The 21,892-nt window shown below is 68.8% G+C and carries 23 protein-coding genes; 9 read left to right on the forward strand and 14 right to left on the reverse strand.

The features are described 5' to 3' along the window. Positions 1-7: 7 nt before the first annotated feature. Complete coding sequence (locus tag HPY32_RS38930; RefSeq protein WP_067587986.1) at positions 8-1,435, forward strand: alkaline phosphatase family protein; 1,428 nt, start codon at positions 8-10, stop codon at positions 1,433-1,435. A 253-nt stretch (positions 1,436-1,688) separates the two neighbouring features. Here HPY32_RS38930 and HPY32_RS38935 read toward each other — a convergent pair whose 3' ends face one another. Together HPY32_RS38935 and HPY32_RS38940 are read right to left on the reverse strand one after the other, a co-directional pair. Beyond that, positions 1,689-2,252: a phosphatase PAP2 family protein gene (locus HPY32_RS38935; protein ID WP_067587984.1), complete on the reverse strand. Its 564-nt coding sequence runs from the start codon at positions 2,250-2,252 to the stop codon at positions 1,689-1,691. A 91-nt stretch (positions 2,253-2,343) separates the two neighbouring features. Beyond that, positions 2,344-3,168: an acyl-CoA thioesterase gene (locus tag HPY32_RS38940; RefSeq protein ID WP_067587981.1), complete on the reverse strand. Its 825-nt coding sequence runs from the start codon at positions 3,166-3,168 to the stop codon at positions 2,344-2,346. A gap of 50 nt (positions 3,169-3,218) precedes the next feature. On the opposite strand from HPY32_RS38940, the gene HPY32_RS38945 reads away from it, so the two are divergent. Further along, positions 3,219-3,821 (forward strand): nucleoside/nucleotide kinase family protein, encoded by a 603-nt coding sequence (locus HPY32_RS38945; RefSeq protein WP_067587978.1) that lies wholly within the window; start codon positions 3,219-3,221, stop codon positions 3,819-3,821. Here HPY32_RS38945 and HPY32_RS38950 read toward each other — a convergent pair. Continuing rightward, positions 3,818-4,807: a hypothetical protein gene (locus tag HPY32_RS38950; RefSeq protein ID WP_197696496.1), complete on the reverse strand. Its 990-nt coding sequence runs from the start codon at positions 4,805-4,807 to the stop codon at positions 3,818-3,820. The genes HPY32_RS38945 and HPY32_RS38950 overlap by 4 nt on opposite strands. Before the next feature lie 98 nt (positions 4,808-4,905). Between HPY32_RS38950 and HPY32_RS38955 the strand changes: the two genes are divergently transcribed. Continuing rightward, complete coding sequence (locus HPY32_RS38955) at positions 4,906-5,523, forward strand: TetR/AcrR family transcriptional regulator (protein WP_067587972.1); 618 nt, start codon at positions 4,906-4,908, stop codon at positions 5,521-5,523. 3 nt (positions 5,524-5,526) lie between these two features. Here the strand turns inward: HPY32_RS38955 and HPY32_RS38960 are convergent, their stop codons facing one another. From HPY32_RS38960 to HPY32_RS38970, 3 genes are all read right to left on the reverse strand, one after another. Next, positions 5,527-6,474 carry a LysR family transcriptional regulator gene (locus HPY32_RS38960; protein WP_171983269.1) on the reverse strand — a complete coding sequence of 316 codons (948 nt, stop codon included), beginning with the start codon at positions 6,472-6,474 and terminating at the stop codon, positions 5,527-5,529. 48 nt (positions 6,475-6,522) lie between these two features. Next, complete coding sequence (gene aspS, locus HPY32_RS38965; RefSeq protein WP_067587969.1) at positions 6,523-7,803, reverse strand: aspartate--tRNA(Asn) ligase; 1,281 nt, start codon at positions 7,801-7,803, stop codon at positions 6,523-6,525. Between the two features lie 182 nt (positions 7,804-7,985). After that, on the reverse strand, positions 7,986-8,669 hold the full coding sequence (locus HPY32_RS38970) for a pyridoxamine 5'-phosphate oxidase family protein (RefSeq protein ID WP_067587966.1): 684 nt from the start codon (positions 8,667-8,669) through the stop codon (positions 7,986-7,988). A gap of 173 nt (positions 8,670-8,842) precedes the next feature. Here HPY32_RS38970 and HPY32_RS38975 point away from each other — a divergent pair, with 173 nt between their 5' ends. After that, the gene (locus tag HPY32_RS38975; protein WP_231951636.1) at positions 8,843-9,379 is read left to right on the forward strand and encodes a GNAT family N-acetyltransferase; all 537 of its coding nucleotides are present in this window, start codon (positions 8,843-8,845) and stop codon (positions 9,377-9,379) included. Between the two features lie 6 nt (positions 9,380-9,385). Here HPY32_RS38975 and HPY32_RS38980 read toward each other — a convergent pair whose 3' ends face one another. Beyond that, positions 9,386-10,333 (reverse strand): hypothetical protein, encoded by a 948-nt coding sequence (locus tag HPY32_RS38980; protein WP_197696495.1) that lies wholly within the window; start codon positions 10,331-10,333, stop codon positions 9,386-9,388. A 138-nt stretch (positions 10,334-10,471) separates the two neighbouring features. After that, entirely contained in the window at positions 10,472-11,365 is an 894-nt protein-coding gene (locus tag HPY32_RS38985; RefSeq protein ID WP_082871358.1) for an alpha/beta fold hydrolase, read from the reverse strand. 29 nt (positions 11,366-11,394) lie between these two features. Between HPY32_RS38985 and HPY32_RS38990 the strand changes: the two genes are divergently transcribed. Continuing rightward, the gene (locus HPY32_RS38990) at positions 11,395-12,396 is read left to right on the forward strand and encodes a Gfo/Idh/MocA family protein (RefSeq protein WP_067595796.1); all 1,002 of its coding nucleotides are present in this window, start codon (positions 11,395-11,397) and stop codon (positions 12,394-12,396) included. On the opposite strand, the gene HPY32_RS38995 is transcribed toward HPY32_RS38990, so the two are convergent. After that, positions 12,393-12,821: an OsmC family protein gene (locus tag HPY32_RS38995; RefSeq protein WP_067587963.1), complete on the reverse strand. Its 429-nt coding sequence runs from the start codon at positions 12,819-12,821 to the stop codon at positions 12,393-12,395. The two genes, HPY32_RS38990 and HPY32_RS38995, sit on opposite strands and share 4 nt — an antisense overlap. 617 nt (positions 12,822-13,438) lie before the next feature. Here HPY32_RS38995 and pdxS point away from each other — a divergent pair. Both pdxS and HPY32_RS39005 read left to right on the forward strand, forming a co-directional pair. Next, on the forward strand, positions 13,439-14,341 hold the full coding sequence (gene pdxS, locus HPY32_RS39000) for a pyridoxal 5'-phosphate synthase lyase subunit PdxS (protein WP_067595794.1): 903 nt from the start codon (positions 13,439-13,441) through the stop codon (positions 14,339-14,341). A 69-nt stretch (positions 14,342-14,410) separates the two neighbouring features. After that, complete coding sequence (locus tag HPY32_RS39005) at positions 14,411-14,932, forward strand: hypothetical protein (protein WP_067587959.1); 522 nt, start codon at positions 14,411-14,413, stop codon at positions 14,930-14,932. A gap of 11 nt (positions 14,933-14,943) precedes the next feature. Here HPY32_RS39005 and HPY32_RS39010 read toward each other — a convergent pair whose 3' ends face one another. The 3 genes from HPY32_RS39010 to HPY32_RS39020 are packed head-to-tail and all read right to left on the reverse strand — an operon-like array spanning position 14,944 to position 18,394. Continuing rightward, positions 14,944-15,732, reverse strand: a complete 789-nt coding sequence (locus HPY32_RS39010) for a class II aldolase/adducin family protein (RefSeq protein WP_156674446.1) — start codon at positions 15,730-15,732, stop codon at positions 14,944-14,946. Further along, positions 15,729-16,991, reverse strand: coding sequence for an alpha/beta hydrolase (locus HPY32_RS39015; RefSeq protein WP_082871357.1), 1,263 nt, complete (start codon positions 16,989-16,991; stop codon positions 15,729-15,731). Before HPY32_RS39015 ends, HPY32_RS39010 begins: the two co-directional genes overlap by 4 nt. Then, positions 16,988-18,394 (reverse strand): amidase, encoded by a 1,407-nt coding sequence (locus HPY32_RS39020; protein WP_067587953.1) that lies wholly within the window; start codon positions 18,392-18,394, stop codon positions 16,988-16,990. Before HPY32_RS39020 ends, HPY32_RS39015 begins: the two co-directional genes overlap by 4 nt. Before the next feature lie 191 nt (positions 18,395-18,585). Here HPY32_RS39020 and HPY32_RS45935 point away from each other — a divergent pair, with 191 nt between their 5' ends. Next, positions 18,586-19,716, forward strand: a complete 1,131-nt coding sequence (locus HPY32_RS45935; RefSeq protein WP_082871356.1) for a helix-turn-helix domain-containing protein — start codon at positions 18,586-18,588, stop codon at positions 19,714-19,716. Here HPY32_RS45935 and HPY32_RS39030 read toward each other — a convergent pair whose 3' ends face one another. Next, positions 19,717-20,667 (reverse strand): helix-turn-helix domain-containing protein, encoded by a 951-nt coding sequence (locus HPY32_RS39030; protein ID WP_171983270.1) that lies wholly within the window; start codon positions 20,665-20,667, stop codon positions 19,717-19,719. Between the two features lie 114 nt (positions 20,668-20,781). On the opposite strand from HPY32_RS39030, the gene HPY32_RS39035 reads away from it, so the two are divergent. Then, the gene (locus HPY32_RS39035; RefSeq protein WP_067595789.1) at positions 20,782-21,243 is read left to right on the forward strand and encodes a hypothetical protein; all 462 of its coding nucleotides are present in this window, start codon (positions 20,782-20,784) and stop codon (positions 21,241-21,243) included. A 32-nt stretch (positions 21,244-21,275) separates the two neighbouring features. Here the strand turns inward: HPY32_RS39035 and HPY32_RS39040 are convergent, their stop codons facing one another. Next, positions 21,276-21,881, reverse strand: coding sequence for a hypothetical protein (locus tag HPY32_RS39040; protein WP_067587947.1), 606 nt, complete (start codon positions 21,879-21,881; stop codon positions 21,276-21,278). Positions 21,882-21,892 lie beyond the last annotated feature (11 nt).

The raw sequence follows: 21,892 nt of genomic DNA on the forward strand, positions 1-21,892 counted from the left end.
AAGGTCGATGAGCGAATCACGCGCCCCCGGAAACGGTCTCACGCGGCGGCGGCTCTTGGGCGGGGCGGCGCTGGCGGCGGCGATCGCGGCCATGCCGCCGAATGTGCGGCGGGTGCTCGCCGAACCCGTTGCGCCGCAGCCGATCGAGCACATCGTGCTGCTGATGCAGGAAAATCGCTCGTTCGACCACTATTTCGGCACCATGCCGGGGGTGCGCGGCTTCGGCGATCCGGACGCGGTGCGGCTGCCCGACGGCTCGCCGGTGTTCCGGCAGCCCGACTCCGCCAACCCCGACGGCTACACGCTGCCGTTCCACCTGGACACCTATCAGAACAGCGTGCAGCGCATCCCCTCCACCTCGCACGCCTGGTCGGTGCAGCACGAGGCGCTCAACGGCGGGAAGATGGACCGCTGGCTGCCCGCGCATCGCAAGGCGGACGGCGAGAACGGCCCGTACGTGATGGGCTACTACGAGCGGGCCGACATCCCGTTCCACTTCGCCCTCGCCGACGCCTTCACCGTGTGCGACGCCTACCACTGCTCGGTGCTCGGACCCACCTGGCCGAACCGCATGATGTGGATGACCGGCACCATCGATCCGGAGGGTAAGCACGGCGGCCCCATCATCCGCAATACCGCCCCGCCGGGCGGCTACACCTGGACCACCTACCCGGAGCGGCTGGACAGGGCCGGGGTGGACTGGAAGATCTACAACGAGATCGACGACTACGGCCTGAACGTGATGGAACAGTTCAGGCAGTACCGGCAGGCGCCGCACGATTCCGGCCTCTACACCCGGGGCATCGCCCTGTCCCCGATCGGCCAGTTCGAAAACGATGCGCGCGCAGGCACACTCCCCACGGTGTCGTGGACCATGCCCAGCGCCAAGACCTGTGAGCACCCCGACTACCGGCCCGCCGACGGCGCGCTGTTCATCGCCGATCGGATCAATGCGGTCGCGTCGAATCCGGACCTGTGGGCCAAGACGGTCTTCCTCGTCACCTACGACGAGAACGACGGCCTGTTCGACCATGTGGTCCCGCCGCTGCCGCCGGACGGCGAGCCGCACGAATTCGTCAAGGGCGCGCCGATCGGCGGCGGCTACCGGGTGCCGTGCATCATCGTCTCCCCCTGGACCGCGGGCGGCTGGGTCGCCACCGAGCGCTTCGACCACACCTCCTGCCTGCGCCTGCTCGAATGGTTCACCGGCGTCCGCGAACCCAATATCTCCGACTGGCGCCGCCACACCTTCGGCGACCTCACCTCCGCCCTACGCCTGGACCAGCCGCCGAGCACCCGCCCCGTCCAATTCCCGGGCGTCGACCAGGAAGTCACCCGCGCCGACGCCACCGACCAACTCCCCCCACCCACGGTCCCGGCCAGCCCCCAGTCCGAACCCGCCCAGGAACCGGGAACCAAACCACACCGCCCCTAACCGCTGAAAAGCTCCTCGTCATTCCGGCCTGCCCCTCATGATTCCGGCCTGCCCCTCGCGATTCCGGCCTGCCCCTCGCGATTCCGGCCTGCCCCTCGCGATTCCGGCCTGCCCCTCGCGATTCCGGCCTACCCCTCGCCATTCCGACCTACCCCTCGCGATTCCGGCCTGCTTTTGGTCGGAATCCACTCTGCTGCGGGAGATCCCGGCCAAAAGCACGCCGGGATCACGAGTAGGGCCGCTGCCGACAGGTTCAGCTCCAGGCGGGAATGGACGGCACCGGCCACCGGCGTATTACATAGGCCACCCCCGCGCCGACCGCGGCACCGGCGAGAACGTCTGAGCCCCAGTGCACTCCGGTGTGTACGCGTGAATAGGCGACGGTTGCGGCGAGTGGGAGGACCGCCAGGGCGGCGCGCGGGCTTTCCAGCGCTACCGCCGCGGTGAAGGCGATCGCCGAGGCGCTGTGCCCGGACGGGAACGACGAGGAGGTCGGTCGCCGCATCAATCGACGCTGCGGCGGAAGCAGTTCCGCGGCCGGGCGGCGGCGCGCGACGAGCGACTTCAGCACCACATTGGCGACGAAACTGGCCGCGCCCAGCGCCACGATCCCGCGCGCGGCGGCCCGCCGGGGCGCGCCCTCCCGGCTCGCGAGCACCGCGGCCACCGCCAACCACAGCCCGCCGTGATCGGCGGACCGCGTCACCCCCCGCATGCCGCGATCGATCCCCGACGCGGGCAGCCGAGCCACCGATGCGGTGAGGGCCCGGTCGAATCGGCCGACCCGGTGGAACTTCCGGCGCAACCACTCGCTCACCGACGCGACATTACCGGCCCCAAGCTCGCGAAACCGGCAACGCTTCCGCGCGTTCACCCTGGCGCGCTACACCCGGCCGACGCCTGAAGGATTACGGCGTGTCTCGTAAGGTGCGGGCCAGTCCTTCCTGCATGACCGACGCCACCATTTCGCCCCGCTCGTTGAAGATTCGGCCGCCGGTGAGGGCCCGGCCGAAGCCTGCCGATGGCGAATTCTGGTCGTAGAGCAGCCATTCGTCGGCGCGGAAGGGGCGCAGGAACCACATGGCGTGGTCGAGGGAGGCGTTCTGGGTGTGGTCGTCGGGGTGGGTGACCTTGGACGAGCCGAGCAGGGTCATATCGCTCATGTAGGCGAGGGTGCAGACGTGGAACAGCGGGTCGTCGGGCAGCGGGTGCCGGTAGCGGAACCAGACCTGCTGCTGGGAGGCCAGGCCCTCGAGGCGGGCCACCTGATCCTGCGGAATGGTACGGATGTCCCAGTGCTCCCATTCCCGCATGGCCCACAGCCGTTCGGGGCTGAGGGTGGTGGCGGCGTCCGGAAGATCATACGGCGGCGGCACATTCGGCATCCGGTCCTGGTGTTCGGGGCCGATGTCGCCGATGTGGAAGGAGGCCGACATGGTGAAGATGGCCTGCCCGTCCTGCACTCCGGTGACCCGGCGGGTGCAGAAGGAGCGGCCGTCGCGAATGCGCTCGACCAGGTAGACGGTCGGCTGCGACGGATTGCCCGACCGCAGGAAGTACCCGTGCAGGGAGTGCACCTGAAACCGCGGCTCCACGGTCCGCACCGCCGACACCAGCGCCTGCCCGGCGACCTGACCGCCGAACGTGCGCGGCAGCTGGGTCTTGGTGGACGCGCCGCGGAAGATGTCCCGCTCGAGCCGTTCGATCTCGAGGGCCTCTTCGATGGTCGCCATGAACCGTCCTTCCTGCAATCGTCCAGCTCAGGCTAGTAGATGATGGTCGGGTGCCTGCATTCACGCCCGTTTCCGCCGCGACGCTCACCGAAACCATCGCCGAGCGGGTGCGCGGGTTGCGCGGGCGGGCCGTGGCGGCGGTCGACGGCGCGGACGCGGCCGATCCGGTCGCCTTCGCCCGTGCGGTGGCCGACCGGGTGCGCGCCTTGGGCCGCCCCTGCGAGGTGGTGTCGCTGCACGACTATGTGCGGCCCGCATCGCTGCGGCTGGAGTTCGGTCGCGACGAAATGTCCTATCGCACCGCCTGGTTCGACTACGCGGCGGTGAAACGCGAAGTGCTCCAGGGCTTGCGCGAGCACGGCCGCTGGCTGCCCGCCCTGTGGGACGAGCGCGCCGACCGATCCGCCCGCGCCACACGGCGTTCCGCCGTCGCCGACACGGTGGTGATCGTGGCCGGTCCCATGCTCCTGGGCCGCGGGCTCGACTTCGACCTCACCGTCGAACTGCATCTGTCGGAGGGCGCATTACGGCGAGCGGGCGAGGAACCCTTCGTCATCGATGCCCTCCTGCGGCACGGCCGAGACCAGGCCGAGGACCCCGATGTGCTCGTCGCTTGGGATCATCCGGATCGCCCGGCGGTGCGAAACGCCTAGCGCACCTGACCACGTCGGCGGCAGCCCAGCTCGTCATCCCGGCGCGCAGCCCGGGCGGCCGACACCAGCAGCACGATTCCCACCGCGCCGAACACCGCATTGCCGATCAGGTCGACGGTCGGATCCCCGGGTTGCTCCGGCCGCAGCGGGAAGGCGGCCCACACGTAGGTCAGCACCGCACCGGCCGCCAGGGCGAATCGGTGCCGCTGGTCCCACCCCTCGCGGCGGGACCAGCGCGACACCACGATCGCCCCGCCGCCCGCGACCAGCAACCACACGATCACCCCGACCCACTCGTACCAGGCGGCCGTGACCAGCACCGACGGCCCCCAGTAGGCGCTGGTGGCGACCAGCGAGGCCGCCCCGACGACCCCCGGACCCGGGGCCTTCCCGGCCAGCCGCGGCAGTCGATGCGCGCGAATGGCGAAGGCCGCCACGACAAGTCCGGCTATGACCACGCCGACCTGGACGAGTCGCAGCGGCGGCGCGACGAAGTGCTCCTCGGTGTAGTTGCCGTACCAGACGAACACCGCACCCGCCACGTACCCGACCGCGACCGCGATCAGTCCCGTGCGGCCCAGCCACGGGGTGGTCCGCCGGGCGGGCGTCAGCGTCTCCACCAGCGCGATCGGCACCGCGATGCTCCACACCGTGTGCAGCGCCAGCACCGACTGGATCAACGCCACGCTGGTGCCGAGCACCGGGACGTAGGACGCGGTGTGCACCTGATCCTGGCCCGCATACGCACTGTTCCACAGCAATTGGTCGACCGGCCCCTCCTCGATCAACGCGTACGCGGCCGCGAGCAGCAGCATGGTCGGCCACCCACCGCCGCTGCGCCGACCCGATTCCCGCACCAGAATCGCCCCGCACCCGTACAGCGGCGCGAGCAGGATACCGAGCGGCAGCGCCGCGATCGTGATATTGCCGAGCAGGAACTCCCCCACGAACGGAGCGAGCAGGAACAACCCGAACACCGGCGCCACGCCCACCCCTCCCCGAACGAATTGACAATGCGCTCGCATCGTAAAAACCGGCGGGGTCGATTGTCAATGCGCCCGCATTGCCGGGTTACGCTCGGCGGATGGCTCGGACAGTCGACATCGCCCAGCAGGAGCGGCAGAAGGCCGATATCGCCGCGGCGGTCTGGCGGCTCGCCGCCCGCTCCGGGCTGGAGTCGGTGAGCCTGCGCGAGGTCGCCGCCGAGGCCGGGATCTCCATGGGCCGGGTGCAGCATTATTTCGATACCAAGGACGACATGCTGCGCTACGGCCTGCACCTGGCGTCGCAACGCATGGATCAGCGCATCGAGCAACGCCTGGCATCCCGAAAGACGGTGCGCGGCAGGGACATTCTGTACGCGGCCCTCGACGAACTGTTCGGCGACGACCCCGACACCCGCCAGGCGGTCCGCGTCTCCGTCGCCTATCTCGGTCGCGCCCTGGACGATCCGGCGATCTCCGAACTGCTGTTCGCCGACGATCGCATACTGCGGACACTGACCGCGCAGGTCGTCCGCGATGCCCACCCCGCCCGCTCCGCCACCGATGCCGAGCACGAGGCACACATCGTCTGGTCCCTGGCCAACGGCCTGGCCATCGAAATCGCCTGCGGCCAAACCACATCCGAGCAGGCCCGCGCCCTCATGGACCACCACCTGACCCGGGTCCTCGGTCCGCCCCCGCCGGATGACCTCGGGTAACGGTCAGCAGCCGAACAAGGGGCGGTCGACGTCCGGGAACCAGTGGTCGACGGCGATATCCCGATTGTAGTGGGCGCGAACGTAATCGATGAGATGTGGGAGGCCGGGGTGGGGGTTGGCGGTGGACCAGAGGAGGGCGTGGGGGTAGGCGGGGGTGGGGTCGACGACGGGGATGCGGCGGATATGGGGGTGCCAGGGGGCGAGATAGCCTTCGCCGCTGAAGGTGTAGTAGCTGCGGGAGGCGACGAGGGTCTCCATAATGTTTTCCATCGGGTCCGGTCGATCGCCGGTTTCGACTGTGATACCGCTGAATTCGCTCAGGCAGCGGTAGTAGTCGGCCCATTCGGAGGGGACGCACGCGCCGGGCACCCACGCCGGGTAGGCGGTCAGCTCGGCCAGCCGGACGACGGTGTGCGCGGCCAGCGGATGGTCCCTGCCGACGAATATGTGCAGCGGCTCCAGATATGCTGCGGCCGCGTCGGTTTCGGCGGGCATGGCCTGCGGGCCGCCGTGCGCGCGGGCGAGGGCGGCATCGACGCGGCCGCTCGCCAGCGAATCCCGCGCGGTGACCGAGAGGTTCGACATGACCAGCTCGACATCGCGGTCGGGGTGGCGTTGCAGATAGAACCGCATCGACTGCGTCTCCGCCTGCCGCGCCCCCTGCGAGGCCACCTGCAGCGGGCGCGGCTCGTCCCGCACGGTTGTGATCGCCTCGTCGGCCAGCGCGAGCAGCGACCGCGCGTGCGGCAGCAGCCGCCGCCCGGCCGGGGTGACGATCACCCCGGTCGGCACCCGATGAAACAGCGACACCCCGAGCTGGTTCTCCAGTTTGGCGATGCGCTTGGACACCGCCTGCTGGGTGAGGCCCAGCACGACGGCCGCGTGGCTGAACTGCCCCTCGTCGACGGTGGCGACGAAGGAGCGGATCGCCGCGAGATCGAGATCGGTCATCACACCTCCGTTGAACAGCCGATCGTCCAACCTAGCGTCCGAGGGCCGCTACGGCCGCAACCGGTGCACATCCCGCGGGAACAGCGCCGCGCAGCGAATGTTGTCGGCCCCGAGCAGTCGGGCCACCCAGCGCTCCAGCCCGATGGCGAATCCGCCGTGCGGCGGCATCCCGTGCGCCATCGCCGCGAGATACGGCCCGTAGTCGGCCGGATCGTCCTCGCGCGCGGTGAGCGCCGCCAGGTAGTCGGCATGCCGGTGCAGGCGCTGCCCGCCGGTGACCAGTTCCAGGCCGCGGAACAGCAGGTCGAAGGAGTTGGTCCAGCGTGGGTCGCCGGGCTGCGGATGGGTGTAGAAGGGCCGCTTGGCGGACGGATACCCCTCCACCGCAAGGAATTCCGAGCCGAACGTGGCCTCGGCCCAGCGGCCCAGGGCACGTTCGTGTTCGGGGGCGAGATCGGGTTCCTCCGGTGCGGCGCCGACGAGTTCGAGGGCGCGGCGGAAATGCACCACCGGTATCCGCTCGGGCACGACGGGCAGCGCGATATCGAGCAATTCCAGTGCCGCACCGCAGCTTTCGCGGATGCGGTCGAGCATGGCGGCGAGCGTGTCCCGCAGCACGCCCAGCACGTCGCGATGGTCGGCGATGAATCCGAGTTCGGCGTCGAGGGAGGTGTACTGCGCGAGATGGCGTGCGGTGTCGTGCGGTTCGGCGCGGAACACCGGACCCACCTCGTACACTCGCTCGAACACCCCGGTGAGCATCTGCTTGTACAGCTGCGGCGACTGCGCGAGATAGGCGGTATCGCCGAAGTAGTCCAGCGCGAACACGGTCGCACCCGATTCGGTGGACCCGCCGACGATCTTCGGCGTCGCGATCTCGGTGAATCCCGCACCGTCGAGATGCGAGCGGAACCCAGCCAGCGAGGCCGCGGCGAGCCGCCACACGGCCTGCCGGGCGGGATGCCGCCAGGTCACGGCGGCGTGGTCGAGCAGTGTCGGCAGTCCGGCGGCCAGGGTCGGCCGCCACAGCTCCACCGGCGGGGGCTGCGCCGGTGCGCCGAGCGGTTCGATCGCGGGCTCGGTGAGTTCCACCCCACCCGGCGCCTTCGCATTGGCGGTCGCGATTCCCGTGATACGGACCGCGGTTTCTTCCGGCAGTTCCGAGACCTGGTCGCGGGCAACCGGATCGGTCACCACGGCTTGCGCCAGACCGGATCGGTCGCGCAGCACGACGAACGTGACGGCCGCGAGCCTGCGCCGCCGATGAATCCAGCCTTCGAGGGCGACCCTGCCGGTCGCCGCGGGTAGGTCGGAACACAGTGTGCGCAACGCCTTCTCACCTCCTGGAGTCGTTCCCCGAGGAGGTGCGGGCGATCGGGTCGGTCGCGGTGCCACCACACCTTCGCAGCAGGATCTGCCGCCTCATGCGGTCGTGTCCGGTGACCGGCCGACGCGGCTCGGAGGTCGTCACGCTCGTCGGCGCCGCGTGTGGCGAGAATAGCCGGGCCGGGTCAGGTCGTCACGCGATTTTCGGTGGCCGCGGCCAATTGTGCGCGCAGCGCCTCGTTTTCGGCGCGCAGGACCTCGATGGTCTCGGTGAGGCGGGCGGCGTCGGCGCGTTCGAGGGCGAGGGCCTCGTCGAGGCGCTTCTTGTCGTAGCGCGGGTGAATGTGGCGGCTGCAATTCCAGTCGTAGCCCTCGACGGTGATGACGATGGAGCGTTCGACGGCGCCGCGGATGGTGGACGTGCCGACGGTCAGCAGCCGCGCGAGCAGGTCCGGGTCCTGGTCGCGCTCCACCGTCCGCGCCCGGCCGAACAGCTTGAGCCGTTGCCGCAGCGGATAATTCACGAAGAACAGGGCCACCCGGTCGTCGGCCTCGAGATTGCCCGCGGTGACGTACTGCTGATTGCCGGAGAAATCGGCGAATCCGAGGGTGCCCGAATCCAGGACGTGCACAAAGCCCTGCGGGCCGCCCCGATGCTGGATGTAGGGCCACCCGCCGGGAGTGACGGTCGCCAGGAAGAAGGAGTCGGACTCCCGCACGAACGCCGCGCGCCGGGTGTCGAGCACCGGATCGCGATCGTCCCCGCCGCCGGTCTCCAGCCGGGCGCCGTAGTCCCGGTAGCTGCCCGCGCGCCGCTGCCGTTCCCGCGCGGCCGGGCCGAAGGCGATCTCGGGGTAGCGATTGGGCATGGCAATCCTCACTGCGGGGCTGGTCGGTAGGGGTGTCACCCTCACGGTACGAACAACTCGTTGCCGCGGGAAATGCATCCCACGCACCACCGCATGTGCCACGGGTATACATGGATGTGATCATGGGCGCGGGGTGGGATGCGAGAAGCATCACGATCGGAGAAGGAGTGTCGATGGTGTCCATCGAGATGCTGCCGCCGGCGGCGGCGGGTGATACCGCGCTGGTCGCGGAGCTGACCGACCTGGTGAACCGGGTGTACGAGGTGGCCGAGGAGGGCCTGTGGCGCGACGGCGCCAGCCGCACAACGACATCCGAGCTGGCGGGCATGATCGCGGCCGGTACCGTCGCCGTCGCCCGCGACGATGACGACCGGATCATCGGCGCCGCCCGCATACAGCAGTTGGCCGACGGCATCGGCGAATTCGGCATGCTGGTGTGCGCGCCCGAGCAGCGCGGCACCGGAATCGGCCGGGCCCTGGTCGATTTCGCCGAGCGGCACTGTGTCGAGCAGGGTGCGCGGACGGTGCAGCTGGAGCTCCTGGTGCCGCGCGGCTGGGCGCATCCGGTGAAGGAGTTCCTGCGCGGCTGGTATCTGCGGCTCGGGTATGTCCTCGAGCGCAAGGGCGAGTTGGAGGAGGACTACCCGCACCTGGTGCCGCTGCTGGCCACCCCGTGCGATTTCCTCATCTTCCACAAACCGGTGCGCTGACTCTCGTCAGGCCGTGCAGTTGCGCTGCGAGTCCACCCGTACCTTCTGCCCGGTGAACTCCTCGACGATGGCAATGTTCTCGGGCGAGTAGTTCTTCTCGGTGATCTTGTCCGCGTTCGGGCTGCCGAGCTGGCTGTAGGGCGCGGATTTGTCCAACCAGTAGGCGGTACGCAGGAATTCGATCAGCACGAATTGACGCAGTGTCGGCTCGTTCTTAATCTGCGCCCAGTAGTCGGGATGCTGGGCCTTGGCCACGCGCAGATACAGCAGCAGATACCGGAGGTTGGTCGCCGCGATATCGCGGGCATTGCTGGCCCCGATGCCCTTGACGAACTCCTGTAGCACGGTCACCGCGGGCAGGCCGATTAGGCCCGCGTTCAGTTCCGCGGTCACGCCCTGCAGGTGGTAGCCGCCCTGCTGCTGGTCGCGCAGATAGATATTGTCCATATCGGAGCTGTAGTCGTCATCGATCAGCGGCAGGATCTCGCTGCGCGGAAACCCGTCGTGCAGCGGGATATTCGTGATCTGCTGGGTGGCATTGATCCATGCGGCGGTGTAGGTGTCCCATTGGGTGCGGGACGCGTCGAGGTCCCACATGTGCGTTTCCTCGTGCATGGCGACCATCATCGACTCGGCGAAGGCGTCGAAACTGCTGGTGTCCACGAATTGATTCCAATTCGGGTCCTGCGCCTGCGCGATGGCCAGCTGCTGGCCGCTGGGCCAGCGCCGCTGATACATACCCTGCAGGGTCGGCATCCAATTCGAGGCACTGAAGTTCGCGGCGAGATCGCTGATATCGGCCTGCGGTTGGGAGGGTTCCTCGTAACAGTAGGGCGGGTCGGCGGTGTGGCCGAGGGCGATCGGCGTGCCGGAGGCGGGTGCCGCGACAACGGCGGACCCGGGTCCCAGCGAGAGGATCAGGCAGGCGATGACCACGGGCAGACGACGGTTCATGGGGACCTCGCTCGGGAGGAGGCGTGCAGGGGTATCGATCGGCCAGGTCGTACGAACCGGTTACTACACTTCGATGGTAGCCAGCGCGACGCCCCGAAACCCTTTCGGACGGAATGGAATCCGGGCCGCTGGTAGGGGCTATCGTCCGGGCGCGCGATCGTTGTCGCCGCCCGCGAACCACGCCAGCGCCAGCCGGGCGATCTCCGCGGGCCGCTCCAGATGCAGGAAATGCCCGGCGTCGGCGACGATCTCCACCCGCGAGCCCGCGGCCAGCCCGGCCGCGGCGTCGTCATAGGCGGAGGCAGGTATGACACCGTCATCGGCCCCGTGCAGGGCCAGCAGCGGAACCTGTGCGGGCGCTTCGGTTTTCACGGCCAGCGGGGTCAGTTCGGGATCGTGCAGGGTGGTGTCGAAGATCGAGCGGTAGGTCCGTAAGGCGTTGGCCAGCAGCGCCGGATCGCCGTAGAGCGCGTGTACTCGCTCCCGGTGTTCGCCCGGGTCCAGCCCCGGCGACCAGGTCGCCCACAGGTAGTCGACGAGATCGCGGTTCGCGCCCAGTATCGTCTCCGCGAGGCCGTGCACCTGGAACAGCCAGATGTAGAAGAACCGTTGCGACTGAGCGGGATCGGCGAACAGCGGCCGCAGGACGGCCGGGGGCGGCACCGCCATCGTGACGCCGCGGCGCAGCGTCTCCGGCCAGGCCGCGGCGACTCGGGCGACCATGCCCGCGCCGAGATCGTGGCCGATCATGTCCACGCCCGCGGGGTCCAGGGCGCGGGCCACGGCGGCGGCATCGGCGGCGAAGCTGATGCCGTCGGCGTAGCGCAGCGCGTCGGCGGTGGCCGGGTGGTGGCCGCGCAGATACGGGGCGATCACCCGCCGACCGGCGGCCACCAGATGCTCGGCCACCGGGCCGAAGGTGGCCGGGTGATCGGGAAATCCGTGCCAGCACACCACAATCGGGCCGGTACCGGCGGTCAGCGCGGGAAAGGACCCGCGATCGGTTTCGACCACGATCTCGGTGAAGTCCACGAGACCACACTAGGCGTATTGTGGCGCGCATGAATGGAGTCGCTCCAGTTCGGATGGGAATTCTCGGCGCGGCGCGTATCGCACCGGCGGCCCTCGTCCGCCCGGCCCGGGACCATCCCGAGGTCACCGTCGCGGCGGTGGCGGCGCGGGACGGGGAGCGGGCGCGGAAGTTCGCGAGCAAGCACGGCATTGCGACGGTGCACGACAGCTACGAGGCGCTGCTCGCCGATCCGGCGGTCGACGCGGTGTACATTCCGCTGCCCAACGGGCTGCACGGCCGGTGGATTCGGGCGGCGCTGGACGCGGGCAAGCATGTGCTGTGCGAGAAACCGTTCACCGCGAATGCCGACGAGGCCCGCGAGATCGCCGACCTGGCCGCGAAATCGGACCGGGTGGTGATGGAGGCGTTCCACTACCGCTACCATCCGCTGGCGCGGCGGGTCGAACAGATCATCGCCGCAGGGGAATTGGGCACGCTCTCGTACGTCGAGGCGGCACTGTCCTTCCCGCTGCCCAAGTTCGACGATATCCGCTACGACTACGAGCTGGCCGGCGGCGCGACGATGGACGCGGGCTGCTACGCGGTCCACATCGTGCGCACCTTCTCCGGCGAGGAGCCCGAAGTCGTTGCCGCGCAGGCGAAGCTGCGCGGCCCGCGGACCGATCGGGCGATGACCGCCGAGCTGCGCTTCCCGGGCGGCGCCACCGGCCGGGTGCGCTGCTCGATGTGGTCGTCGGACATATTCCGGATGTCCGCGCGGGTGATCGGCGATCGCGGCGAGGTGCGGGTGCTCAATCCGATTGTCCCGCAGGCATTCCACCGCGTCCGCGTCCGCACCCCGGAAGGCACCCGGGTGGAACGGTTTTCGCGCCGACCGTCCTACGCCTACCAGCTCGACGCCTTCGCCGCGGCCGTCCTGCGTGGGGAGCCGGTGCTCACCCCGGCCGAGCAGGCGGTGGCGAATATGACCGTGATCGATGCGATCTACCGGGCGGCGGGCCTTCCGCTGCGCCAACCATTCGGCAACTAGTCGGATTCGACGGTCGATCGCACCGGCGTGCCGATCTCGATGGTCCGGCTCACGGTGCAGAGCTTGTCGTGAGAAGCCTTGGCCGCGCGGGGCAGGATGGCGCGTGCCTTGTCGCCCTCCGCGCCCTCCGGGAAGGTGACCGCGAAGCGGACCTCCAGGTCGATCAGGCGGCTGCCGAGCTCGTCGGCGATCTTGTTGCCCGAGACCGCGACGGTGAATTCGGTCGGCTCGGCGTGCCGGGTGGTCGCGATGTCCACATCGATGGCGGTGCACCCGCCCAGCGCCGCCAGCAGCAGTTCCACCGGGGTGAAATCGGCGTCGTCACCGGAGCCGAAGGCGATCTCCCCGCCCCGCGGATTGCGTGCCCGGTACCGCTGCGACTCGGTCCGCTCGATCCGCACCGAGCGCAGGCTGTCATCAGTCATGCTCACAAACCCTAGGCGATCGCCCGGCCGGTCCGCGGCAATCACGCCCGCTCCCGGGAAATACCTTGACCGCCATCGGGTTTCGACCCCGCCCGCGCGCTTCGCCCGAACCGGATGTGACATGACTCATGATCAGATATCGTCGAATCCGGGTTTATCACTCGCCCCCCGGGGTGAAACCCGACGCATGGAGGTGAGGTAACCGATGACGATCCCGATGTCGTATCTGCTGCACGACTTTCTCCTGCCCTACCTGGGCGAGCAGGCCGCGACCTACTGGGCCCAGATCTTCGTGATCGACCCGCTCTGACGATGCCTTGACCTCGTCGCTCCCGACACGGCCTTCACCTAGTCGATCCCGGCACGGCCTTCGTCCAGTCGATCCCGGCACGGCCTTCGTCTCGTCGATCCCGGCATGCTTTTGGCCGGGACCTCATAGCGGCGAGATTGCTCGCACCCATCGGCCAGTTCGGGCAATGGCGGGCCGACTGCCAGCATTCCTCCCCGAAGCAGGCCAGTGCCCCTCGACTGGCTATCAAGTGGCCTGATCCGGACGCCTAGAATCGGGTCGTTCGATGACGAACGGCCCGATTCATCCGATCCGCAGGAGTTTGCTCGTGACTACGCCCGAAACCACCCCGACGACCGGCACCGCTCGCGTGAAGCGCGGCATGGCCGAGATGCTCAAGGGTGGTGTGATCATGGACGTCGTCACCGCCGAGCAGGCCAAGATCGCCGAGGATGCCGGCGCGGTCGCCGTCATGGCGCTGGAGCGGGTGCCCGCCGATATCCGCGCGCAGGGCGGCGTGGCCCGCATGAGCGACCCGGATCTGATCGACGGCATCATCAACGCCGTCTCCATCCCGGTCATGGCCAAGGCCCGCATCGGCCACTTCGTGGAGGCGCAGATCCTGCAGAGCCTCGGCGTCGACTACATCGACGAGTCCGAGGTGCTGACCCCCGCCGACTACGCGCACCACATCGACAAGTTCCAGTTCACGGTGCCGTTCGTGTGCGGCGCCACCAACCTGGGCGAGGCGCTGCGCCGAATCACCGAGGGCGCGGCCATGATTCGCTCCAAGGGCGAGGCCGGCACCGGCGACGTCTCCAATGCCACCACCCACATGCGCAAGATCCGCCAGGAGATCCGCCGGTTGCAGTCGCTGCCGGAGGACGAGCTGTATGTGGCCGCCAAGGAGCTACAGGCCCCCTACGAGCTGGTCCGCGAGATCGCCGAGAACGGCAAGCTGCCGGTGGTGCTGTTCACCGCGGGCGGCATCGCCACCCCGGCCGACGCCGCCATGATGATGCAGCTGGGCGCCGAGGGCGTGTTCGTCGGCTCGGGCATCTTCAAGTCGGGCAACCCCGCCGAGCGCGCCGCCGCCATCGTCAAGGCCACCACCTTCTACGACGACCCGGACGTGCTGGCCAAGGTGTCGCGCGGCCTGGGCGAGGCCATGGTCGGCATCAATGTCGAGGAGATCCCGGAGCCGCACCGGCTGGCCGAGCGCGGCTGGTAATCCGGGTGGGATGATTGCGGTCATGGCAGGCAATCGAACCCGGCACATCGACTTCGCGGCGAGCTGACCATGCCGTTCGGACTGTTCCGTCGCCCTCGCCGCGTCCCCGCGGGGACCGTCTCCCTGACGATCGTCGTCATAGTCGTGGCCTGGTTCGTCCTGTACGCCGCCAAACACATCGCGGGCACCGCGGGCGCGGCCGTGGTCCTCGCCTGCGCCGTAGCGGGAGTGCTGGCCCTGGCCACCCGGACCCGCACCCGCCGCGACGCCGCCCGCACCGCCTTCCTCAACGGCTTCGCCCCACCCGTCCGCCCCGCCGTCCAGGTGGCCATGGCCGAACTGCACATCGCCGTGCAGCCGTTCCTCTCCGCGGGTCTCCCCCCGCTCCGGGTCCTGCCCTCCCCCCTCGATCCGGGTGTCTGGCCCACCGAAACCGGCGGCGCGGCACTGCGAGTGGGCCTCCCCCAGGGCCTGTACCTCGACCACCTCACCGCCGCAGCCGGAGACCTGGCCCGCGGATTCGGGGTGACCAAGGTGGTCGTACGCCGTGACCGCAGCCCCAGCGCCGCGGTCCTCGAGCTCACCGCGTGAAAGCGCCGGTGTCAGTCGAACAGGTCGGGTTGTTCGCGGGTGATCTGCTGATACAGAGGCTGGAATTGCAGCCACCCGGCGAGATTGCTGCCGACCTGGCGGTAGGCCAGTGCCGCGCTGTCGGGGTCGATGGGTATCGGCCGCCCGGCCGCGGTGGCCAGTAGCTGGACCTGGCAGGAACGTTCCATGGTGATGTACCACCACGCGGCGGCATCGACGGTGTCGCCGACGGTGAGCAGTCCGTGGTTACGCAGGATCACCGCCTTGTAATCGCCGAGGGCGACGCCGATGCGTTTGCCCTCCTCCAGATCGGTGACCACGCCGGTGTAGTCGTCGAGCAGCCCGTGGTCCCGGTAGAACGCGCAGGCGTCCTGGGTGAGCGGCTCCAGCTTGCGGCCGAGTGCCGACAGCGCCCGCCCGTAGGTGGAGTGGGTGTGGCAGGCGGCGACGACGTCCGGGCGGGCCTGGTGCACTCGGGAATGGATGACGAAGGCGGCTTCGTTGACCGGACGCTCGCCCTCGACCACCTCACCGTGATGGTTGACCAGAATCAGGTCGCTGACCCGAATGTGCTTGAACGACAAGCCGAACGGGTTGACCCAGAAGTGATCGGTGCGTTCCGGATCGCGGGCGGTGATGTGCCCCGCCACGCCTTCCTCGAAACCGAATTTGCCGAACAGCCGGAACGCGGCGGCCAGCCGTTCCTTGCGGTGCCGACGTTCTTCCTCCACGGTGTCGAAGGAAGGCGGCATCGGCGTGCCCGCGAGAGTTCTTGCGAAGAAGGCCATTTCGTCCGTCATCGGAGACTCCTTGTGCAGCAATTGTTTTCCCTTGTCCAGGTGGTCAGGAACTGATCGAGGACCCCGTAGCTGATCTGGCTGGGCCAGCTGCCGTAGACGACGTTGTAGCCGTGTTCGGCGAAGGGCAGCAGAACCGTGTGATGGGGTACGCCGGCGGCGGTGAGCCGCTCGTCGAGCATGGTGGCCTGGTTGTGCGGCACGACGTGGTCGGTGGTGCCCTGTAGTTGCAGGGTCGGGGGCAGACCGGGCCGGACGTAGGTGAGCGGGGACGTGGCGAGGTAGGCCCCGGGTGCCGTGGCCGGGGCGCCGCCGAACACGCGGGACTCCGTCGGACCGGCGACGGCGGGGCTGCCGCCGTCGGCCATCAGGCGGGCGGTGTCGGTCGGGCCGTAGAACGAAATCACGGCGCGCACAGGGTGTTCCGCGACCGGGCACGACGGTGGGAACTTCCCGATTCCGACGGTGTACGCGGCCAGCAGCGACAGGTTCGCGCCCGCGGAGACACCGGCGACGGTGATGTCGTTCGGGTCGATGCGATAGCGGTCGGCGTGCTGGGCGACCCAGCCGATCGCGCACTTCACATCGGAGGTCTGCTGATCCCAGCGCGGCGGCGGGGACAGCCGGTACTCGATGTCGAATACCGTGTATCCGCGGTCGACGAACCACTGGATCTGTCCGGGAGCCTGATTGCGTCCGCCGCCGGTCCAGGAACCGCCGTGCACGAAGACCAGCGCGGGCGCACCCGGCGCGGGCTTGTCGGGCTCGCGCACATCCAGTCGCAGCGGCTGACCGTCCACGGTGGCATACACCTCGGTCGCGGTCGGCGGTCGCAGCGCGGGACCGGAGCCGAAGTAGGCCGACAGCGACAGCGGAACCTGGTTGGCGGCAGCCACTTCGGCGGCACTCACCCACGGCACGACCGCACCGGCCAATGCCAGGACGCTGAGCAGCGCCACACCCGCGGCCGCCCGGCGCCACCGCATCCGCCGCATCAGCAGCGCCAGCACCGCTCCGATGATTGCCGGAATCACCAGATACAGCGAGAACGAGGTCACCAGTAGCGACACCGTCCAGGCCCTGTCGGTAGGCACGATGGGCGACACCACGACCGCCATCGCGAGGACGACGATCAGGGCCCACACGCAGGCCAGACCGGCCAGCAACCGACGGCCCCAGCGACTGCGCGGCCACCGATCCCGACCGTCGGCCCCAGGCGTATCCGCGACGATCGGTTTGGTCGCCGAGCGAATTGTGTTCATGACCAACGACCTTCGGCGCGAGGTTGTGGACGGGCCTGCTCGAGCTGGGCGGCCACCGGGAGGATCGCGGTCTCGCCGCCCGGTGGCCCGACCAGTTGCACGGCCAGCGGCAGTCCGTCGTCGGCAATGCCGACGGGGATCGAGGCGGCCGGGTTGCCGGTGACGTTCCAGATCGCGGTGTAGGTGACCATCGGGAGCGATGCGAGAATCGCGGCCGCGCTGCCCTTCCCGTCCAGGACCCCGAGGTGCGGGGGCCGGATCGCGGTGGTCGGCGTCAGGAGCAGGTCGTGGCGAGCGAAGACGCGATTGACCGTGCCCGCCAACGACTCTCCGGCCCGGATGGCCCACTCCACCACCGGACGACGTGCCCACAGTCCCAGCCGGAGCGTTTGCCGGGTCCGGCGTTCCAGCAATTCCGGATGCTCCACGGCGGCGGCCTCGGCGCGGATCGCACCGAAGAATTGGGGCAGCAGCGCGGGCATCGAGCTGGGGTAGTGCGGATCGATCTCGTCCACATGATGTCCGAGGTCGGCCAGCAGCACGGCGGTCGCCTCCATCGCCCGCACCTGCTCCGGATGCGCTGTCAGCAGCGGAGTCGTGGTCTTCGCGGAGAACCCGATCCGCAACGGGCGCGGCGTCTTTCGGGCAGCGTCCACGAACGACATCTCCGGCTCGGGCGCGCGGAACCGGTCGCCGGGCACCGCGCCGCGGATGACGTCGTACACGAGGGCGCTGTCGAGCACGGTGCGGGTGAGCGGCCCGGTCGTCCCCAGCGCCCACCACAGCGATTCCAGCGGCGCGGCCGACACCCGACCCCGCTGCGGTTTCAGCCCGAACAATCCGCAACATGCCGCCGGAATGCGGATCGACCCACCGCCGTCGCCGCCCAACGCCACCGGCACCAACCCGGCGGCCACCGCGGCCGCCGAGCCCCCGCTCGACCCTCCGGCCGAGCGGGAGGTATCCCACGGGTTGCGGGTGACACCGAAGGTGCTCGACTCCGTATAGGGCCACTGCCCGAACTCGTTCATGGCGGTCTTCCCCACGATCACCGCCCCGGCCGCCCGCAATCGGCGCACCACCTCGGCATCGGTGCGCGCCGGTGTGCTGTTGGCGCGGGTGCCGAAAGTCGTTGTCACACCGGCCACGTCGATTTCGTCCTTCACCGCGACCGGGATCCCGTGCAGCGGTCCCACCGGCTCGCCCGACATCCGCTGCCGGTCACAGTCGGCGGCCGCACGCCGGGCGGAGTCCCGCAGCACCGAGGTGAACGCACCCAGTGCGGACGCTCGATCGATGGCGTCCAGGGTCGCGTCGACCAGTTCCATCGCGGACAGTCGCCCGGACGCCAGCGCCGCGCGCTGCCCGACCACGCCCTCCGACACGATCTCGTTGCCGGTCATATGATTCCGCCGGTCTCGGTCGAACGGGTCGGCGGGACACTGTCTGTTTCCGACATCGGGAACTCCTTGTCCACCAGCTTTTCAGCGATGAGCAACTGAAACACGTGGCACGGGGGTTCATCTAGGCTGCTTCGGGACAGTGGTGAGGCTGTCGGTTGTCCACAATCGACAGTGACCGACAGGGAGTGGCCATGGCAGAGCCGGAGATCGACCGCGCCCGGATCCGGCTGATCGAACATGCCCGCGACCCGGCCGTGGCCAACACCATCGTCCAAGCCCTGGTGCGGGCCTCTCGGGCGGCGTCGGCGGCGGTGGCCGCGCTGCCCGAGGAGGAAGTTCATCGGCACGTCCAGGTCCTGGTGGACGGTGTCGTCACCACCGACCGCGCGCCCGGGGCGCAGGTCCTGGCCGCGGCCGAGCGCCTGGGCTCGGAGCGTGCGCGGCAGGGCGTGCCGGTGGAGGCGCTGCTCGACGCGATTCAGGCCAGCCGTTCCTGCCTGATCCAGATGATCATCGACCAGGGACGGCAGCTGGCGGTGCCCCTGCAGGCGGTGCTCGACGCCGTCGTACACCTCGACCGGATCACCACCGTGGTACTGCACCGCACCGTGCACACCCACCGCGAGACCGAACTGGGCATGGCGCGCACGCGCACCGAGCGCGAAACCCAAACGCTGCGACAGCTTCTGCACGGCGAGCAGCCCGCGTCGTGCGCACCCCTCACCGCGTCGGCCGCCTACCACTGCGTGGTCAGCGACATCAGCGATCCGACGCTCGCTCAGCAGCTGGCGACCGCGCTCACCGCACCGGGTTCCGGACTGTGCGGGCTGGTCGACGGGCGGCTGGCCGCACTGGTGACCCGGCTACCCCGACTCGACGACGACCCGCCACTGCTCGTCGCCACTCCCCCGGCCACTCCCGCCCGGGTGGCCTCGCTGTACCGGCTCGCCCGCCGGGCATTACAGGCGGGCCGTGCGGCAGAGCTGACCGGACTGCATCGGCTCACCGACCTCGCACTACTCACCGCGACCCACGCCGAACCGGAACTGGGCACACTCCTCGCCGCACACCTGCTCGGCGGCCTCGACCCCGGCGACCCCTTCCACCGCGATCTCGCCGAGACCGCACAGGCCTACCTCGATCATCGCGGCCGGATCGAACCCACCGCCGCCGCTCTCCACATCCACACCAACACCGTCAAATACCGGCTCCGGCGCTTCACCGAACTCACCGGCCACACCCTGACCGGCGCCGACACCACCACCGTCGCCGACACCACCCGGCACTGGTGGGCGCTACAACACTGGCTCACCCATTCCTGATTACGGCAGCAGCAGAGGGCGAACGTGGACGCCTCGCGACTTCCACGGCTCGCCCTCAGGATCGGCGGCCCGCGCGTGTAGCCACTCCAGTTGCCCACAGAAGAAGTCGTACGCCTCGAAGTCGGGAGTCAGTGCCAGAATGGGAGATTCGGTGCCGCGGCGACCTGGCACGTAGAACATGACGCGGATGACATCATCGAAACGCTCGACCGCCATACTGATCGGAAAATCGAAGGTCCAGATGCGCCAGTTGGTGAACGCGGACGCGGCCCCGGCCAATGGACGAAGACATTCGCGCACATACCGTTTCGGGTCCTCCATAGCCGCTTCCGCGGGCTCGACCCGATATCTGTCACGGCGAGAATCACACCACGGATCCATCACAAACATCGAGATGGTGACGCCGCGCGCGGCCGCATCACGCAATGCTCCCAAGATGTCATCACGCGCATAAGCATTGCGAGTGAGGCCGAACATCGTCAGCTCGCGACCAACCGATTCGATCCGCGATATCAGATCTTTCTCGGATTCCTGTGAGGTGTAAGGCCACAATCCGACGAGACCGGCGACATCCCTACCCCGCATCGGATGCGAATGATCGACACCGAAGCCCAACCGATCGGGCCGCGTCCGGTAAAGACGGCACAGATAGTCGATCCGCTCGGCCGAAGGAATGCGATCACCGTGCTCCCACCGACACAAGGTCTCTTCCGCCAGTCCCGGCGGCGCCAGACCATCCGACTCGTAAAGCTCATCCAGTCGCTGCGACAACTCCCGACGAGACCACTCCCGCGCCAACCGCTGCGCCTCCAACGCCGAAACCATTGGAATCTTCTCACCTATCCGCGCCGCAATCTCGTGCGGATGCAAACCAGCCCGCCTACCAACGGCCCGCACTTCCTCGACCACACGCCCAATATCCGAGCGCCGCACCGAGTCTCCGGAGGTCACCCGGTTGACGCTACTCGTCAACCGCGATGACGAACAGTGCTATGTCGTTGCCACGCCTCACTGCGCGACCCTCGTATTCGACCGAGGACAACAGTGCGGATGAAGGGAACGATCGTGAACAAGGAGCTCCAGACCGTCGTCGACTGGGTCGACTACTACCGCGGCGAGTTCCATCTGCCGGTAGCCGAGCGAGGCGGGTACGCCATGTTGCTGGTAACCGACCACATCGGCATCGTTCACATGCCGAAGCAACTCGCCGAACGAGTCCTCCACTCTCTTCGAGAGCGTGACACCCCCGGCCCACTACTGGCCCGCCAGATCCGCTGGACGATGGTCGCATCCATCGACCGCCTGCCCGGATACGAAATGCTGGACCGATTGGCCCGCAACGACATCTGTGTACCCGTCGTGGGTAGCGCACTGATGATCCCGACCCGTTTCGACCGCTACACCCCTGAAGGTGCGTTCTGGGCAATCCGCCCCACTCGGGACCAGCTGCTTCCACTGCTGTCGACCGTGGTCTCCACCGCGCTGGCCGAGACTGCGCAGCGGGCTGAGGCCATAGGCCCGGAATAACGAAAGAAGTCAGCTGCCGGAGCCGAATGCGGTCAGGAACGACCGCTGTGCTCCCCCGATCCGAGCCCGCCACGTCTGACACTGCCGCTGGTCACGGTCCCGCCGCCAACGTCGACGCTGCCGGTGCGGTAGATCACGGGGTTTCTGCCCGGCGAGTTCGAGGTAGGGGTGACGTAGGTGCCGTTGGAGACGTGGGCGCCGATGGGTGGGGCCACGGTTCGGTTGCGGGCCGACAGGTAGTACCACATTGCCGCGGTTGCTGTTCCGGCGGCGATGCCTGCGGTGGCGTAGCGGAGGGCGCTGTTGTCGTCGCCGACGAAGGTTTCGTCGGCGTCGTCGCAGTCGGTGTCGGCCAGGCGTTCTCCGGTGAGGACATTGGCGCAGACGGCGGCGTAGTCGACGTCCTCGGAGCGGTCGCCGGTCGAGAAGGAGTCTGCCGTCGTGGGGGTCGGGGACGGTGTCGGCGTTGTGGTCGTGGGTTGCGGCGTCGTCGCACGGGTCGTGGGTGTCGCCGGTTTCGTGACCGGGACGAACGGTTCCGCCGGTGTGGGCGAGGCGCAACCCGTGACCAGGTAACCGGCTACCGCGGGGACCAGGACCAATGCGGGGACCGCGCCGTGTTTTCGGATACTGCCCATCGAGACTGCCT

Source organism: Nocardia terpenica (assembly GCF_013186535.1).
GTDB classification, from domain to species: Bacteria; Actinomycetota; Actinomycetes; order Mycobacteriales; family Mycobacteriaceae; genus Nocardia; species Nocardia terpenica.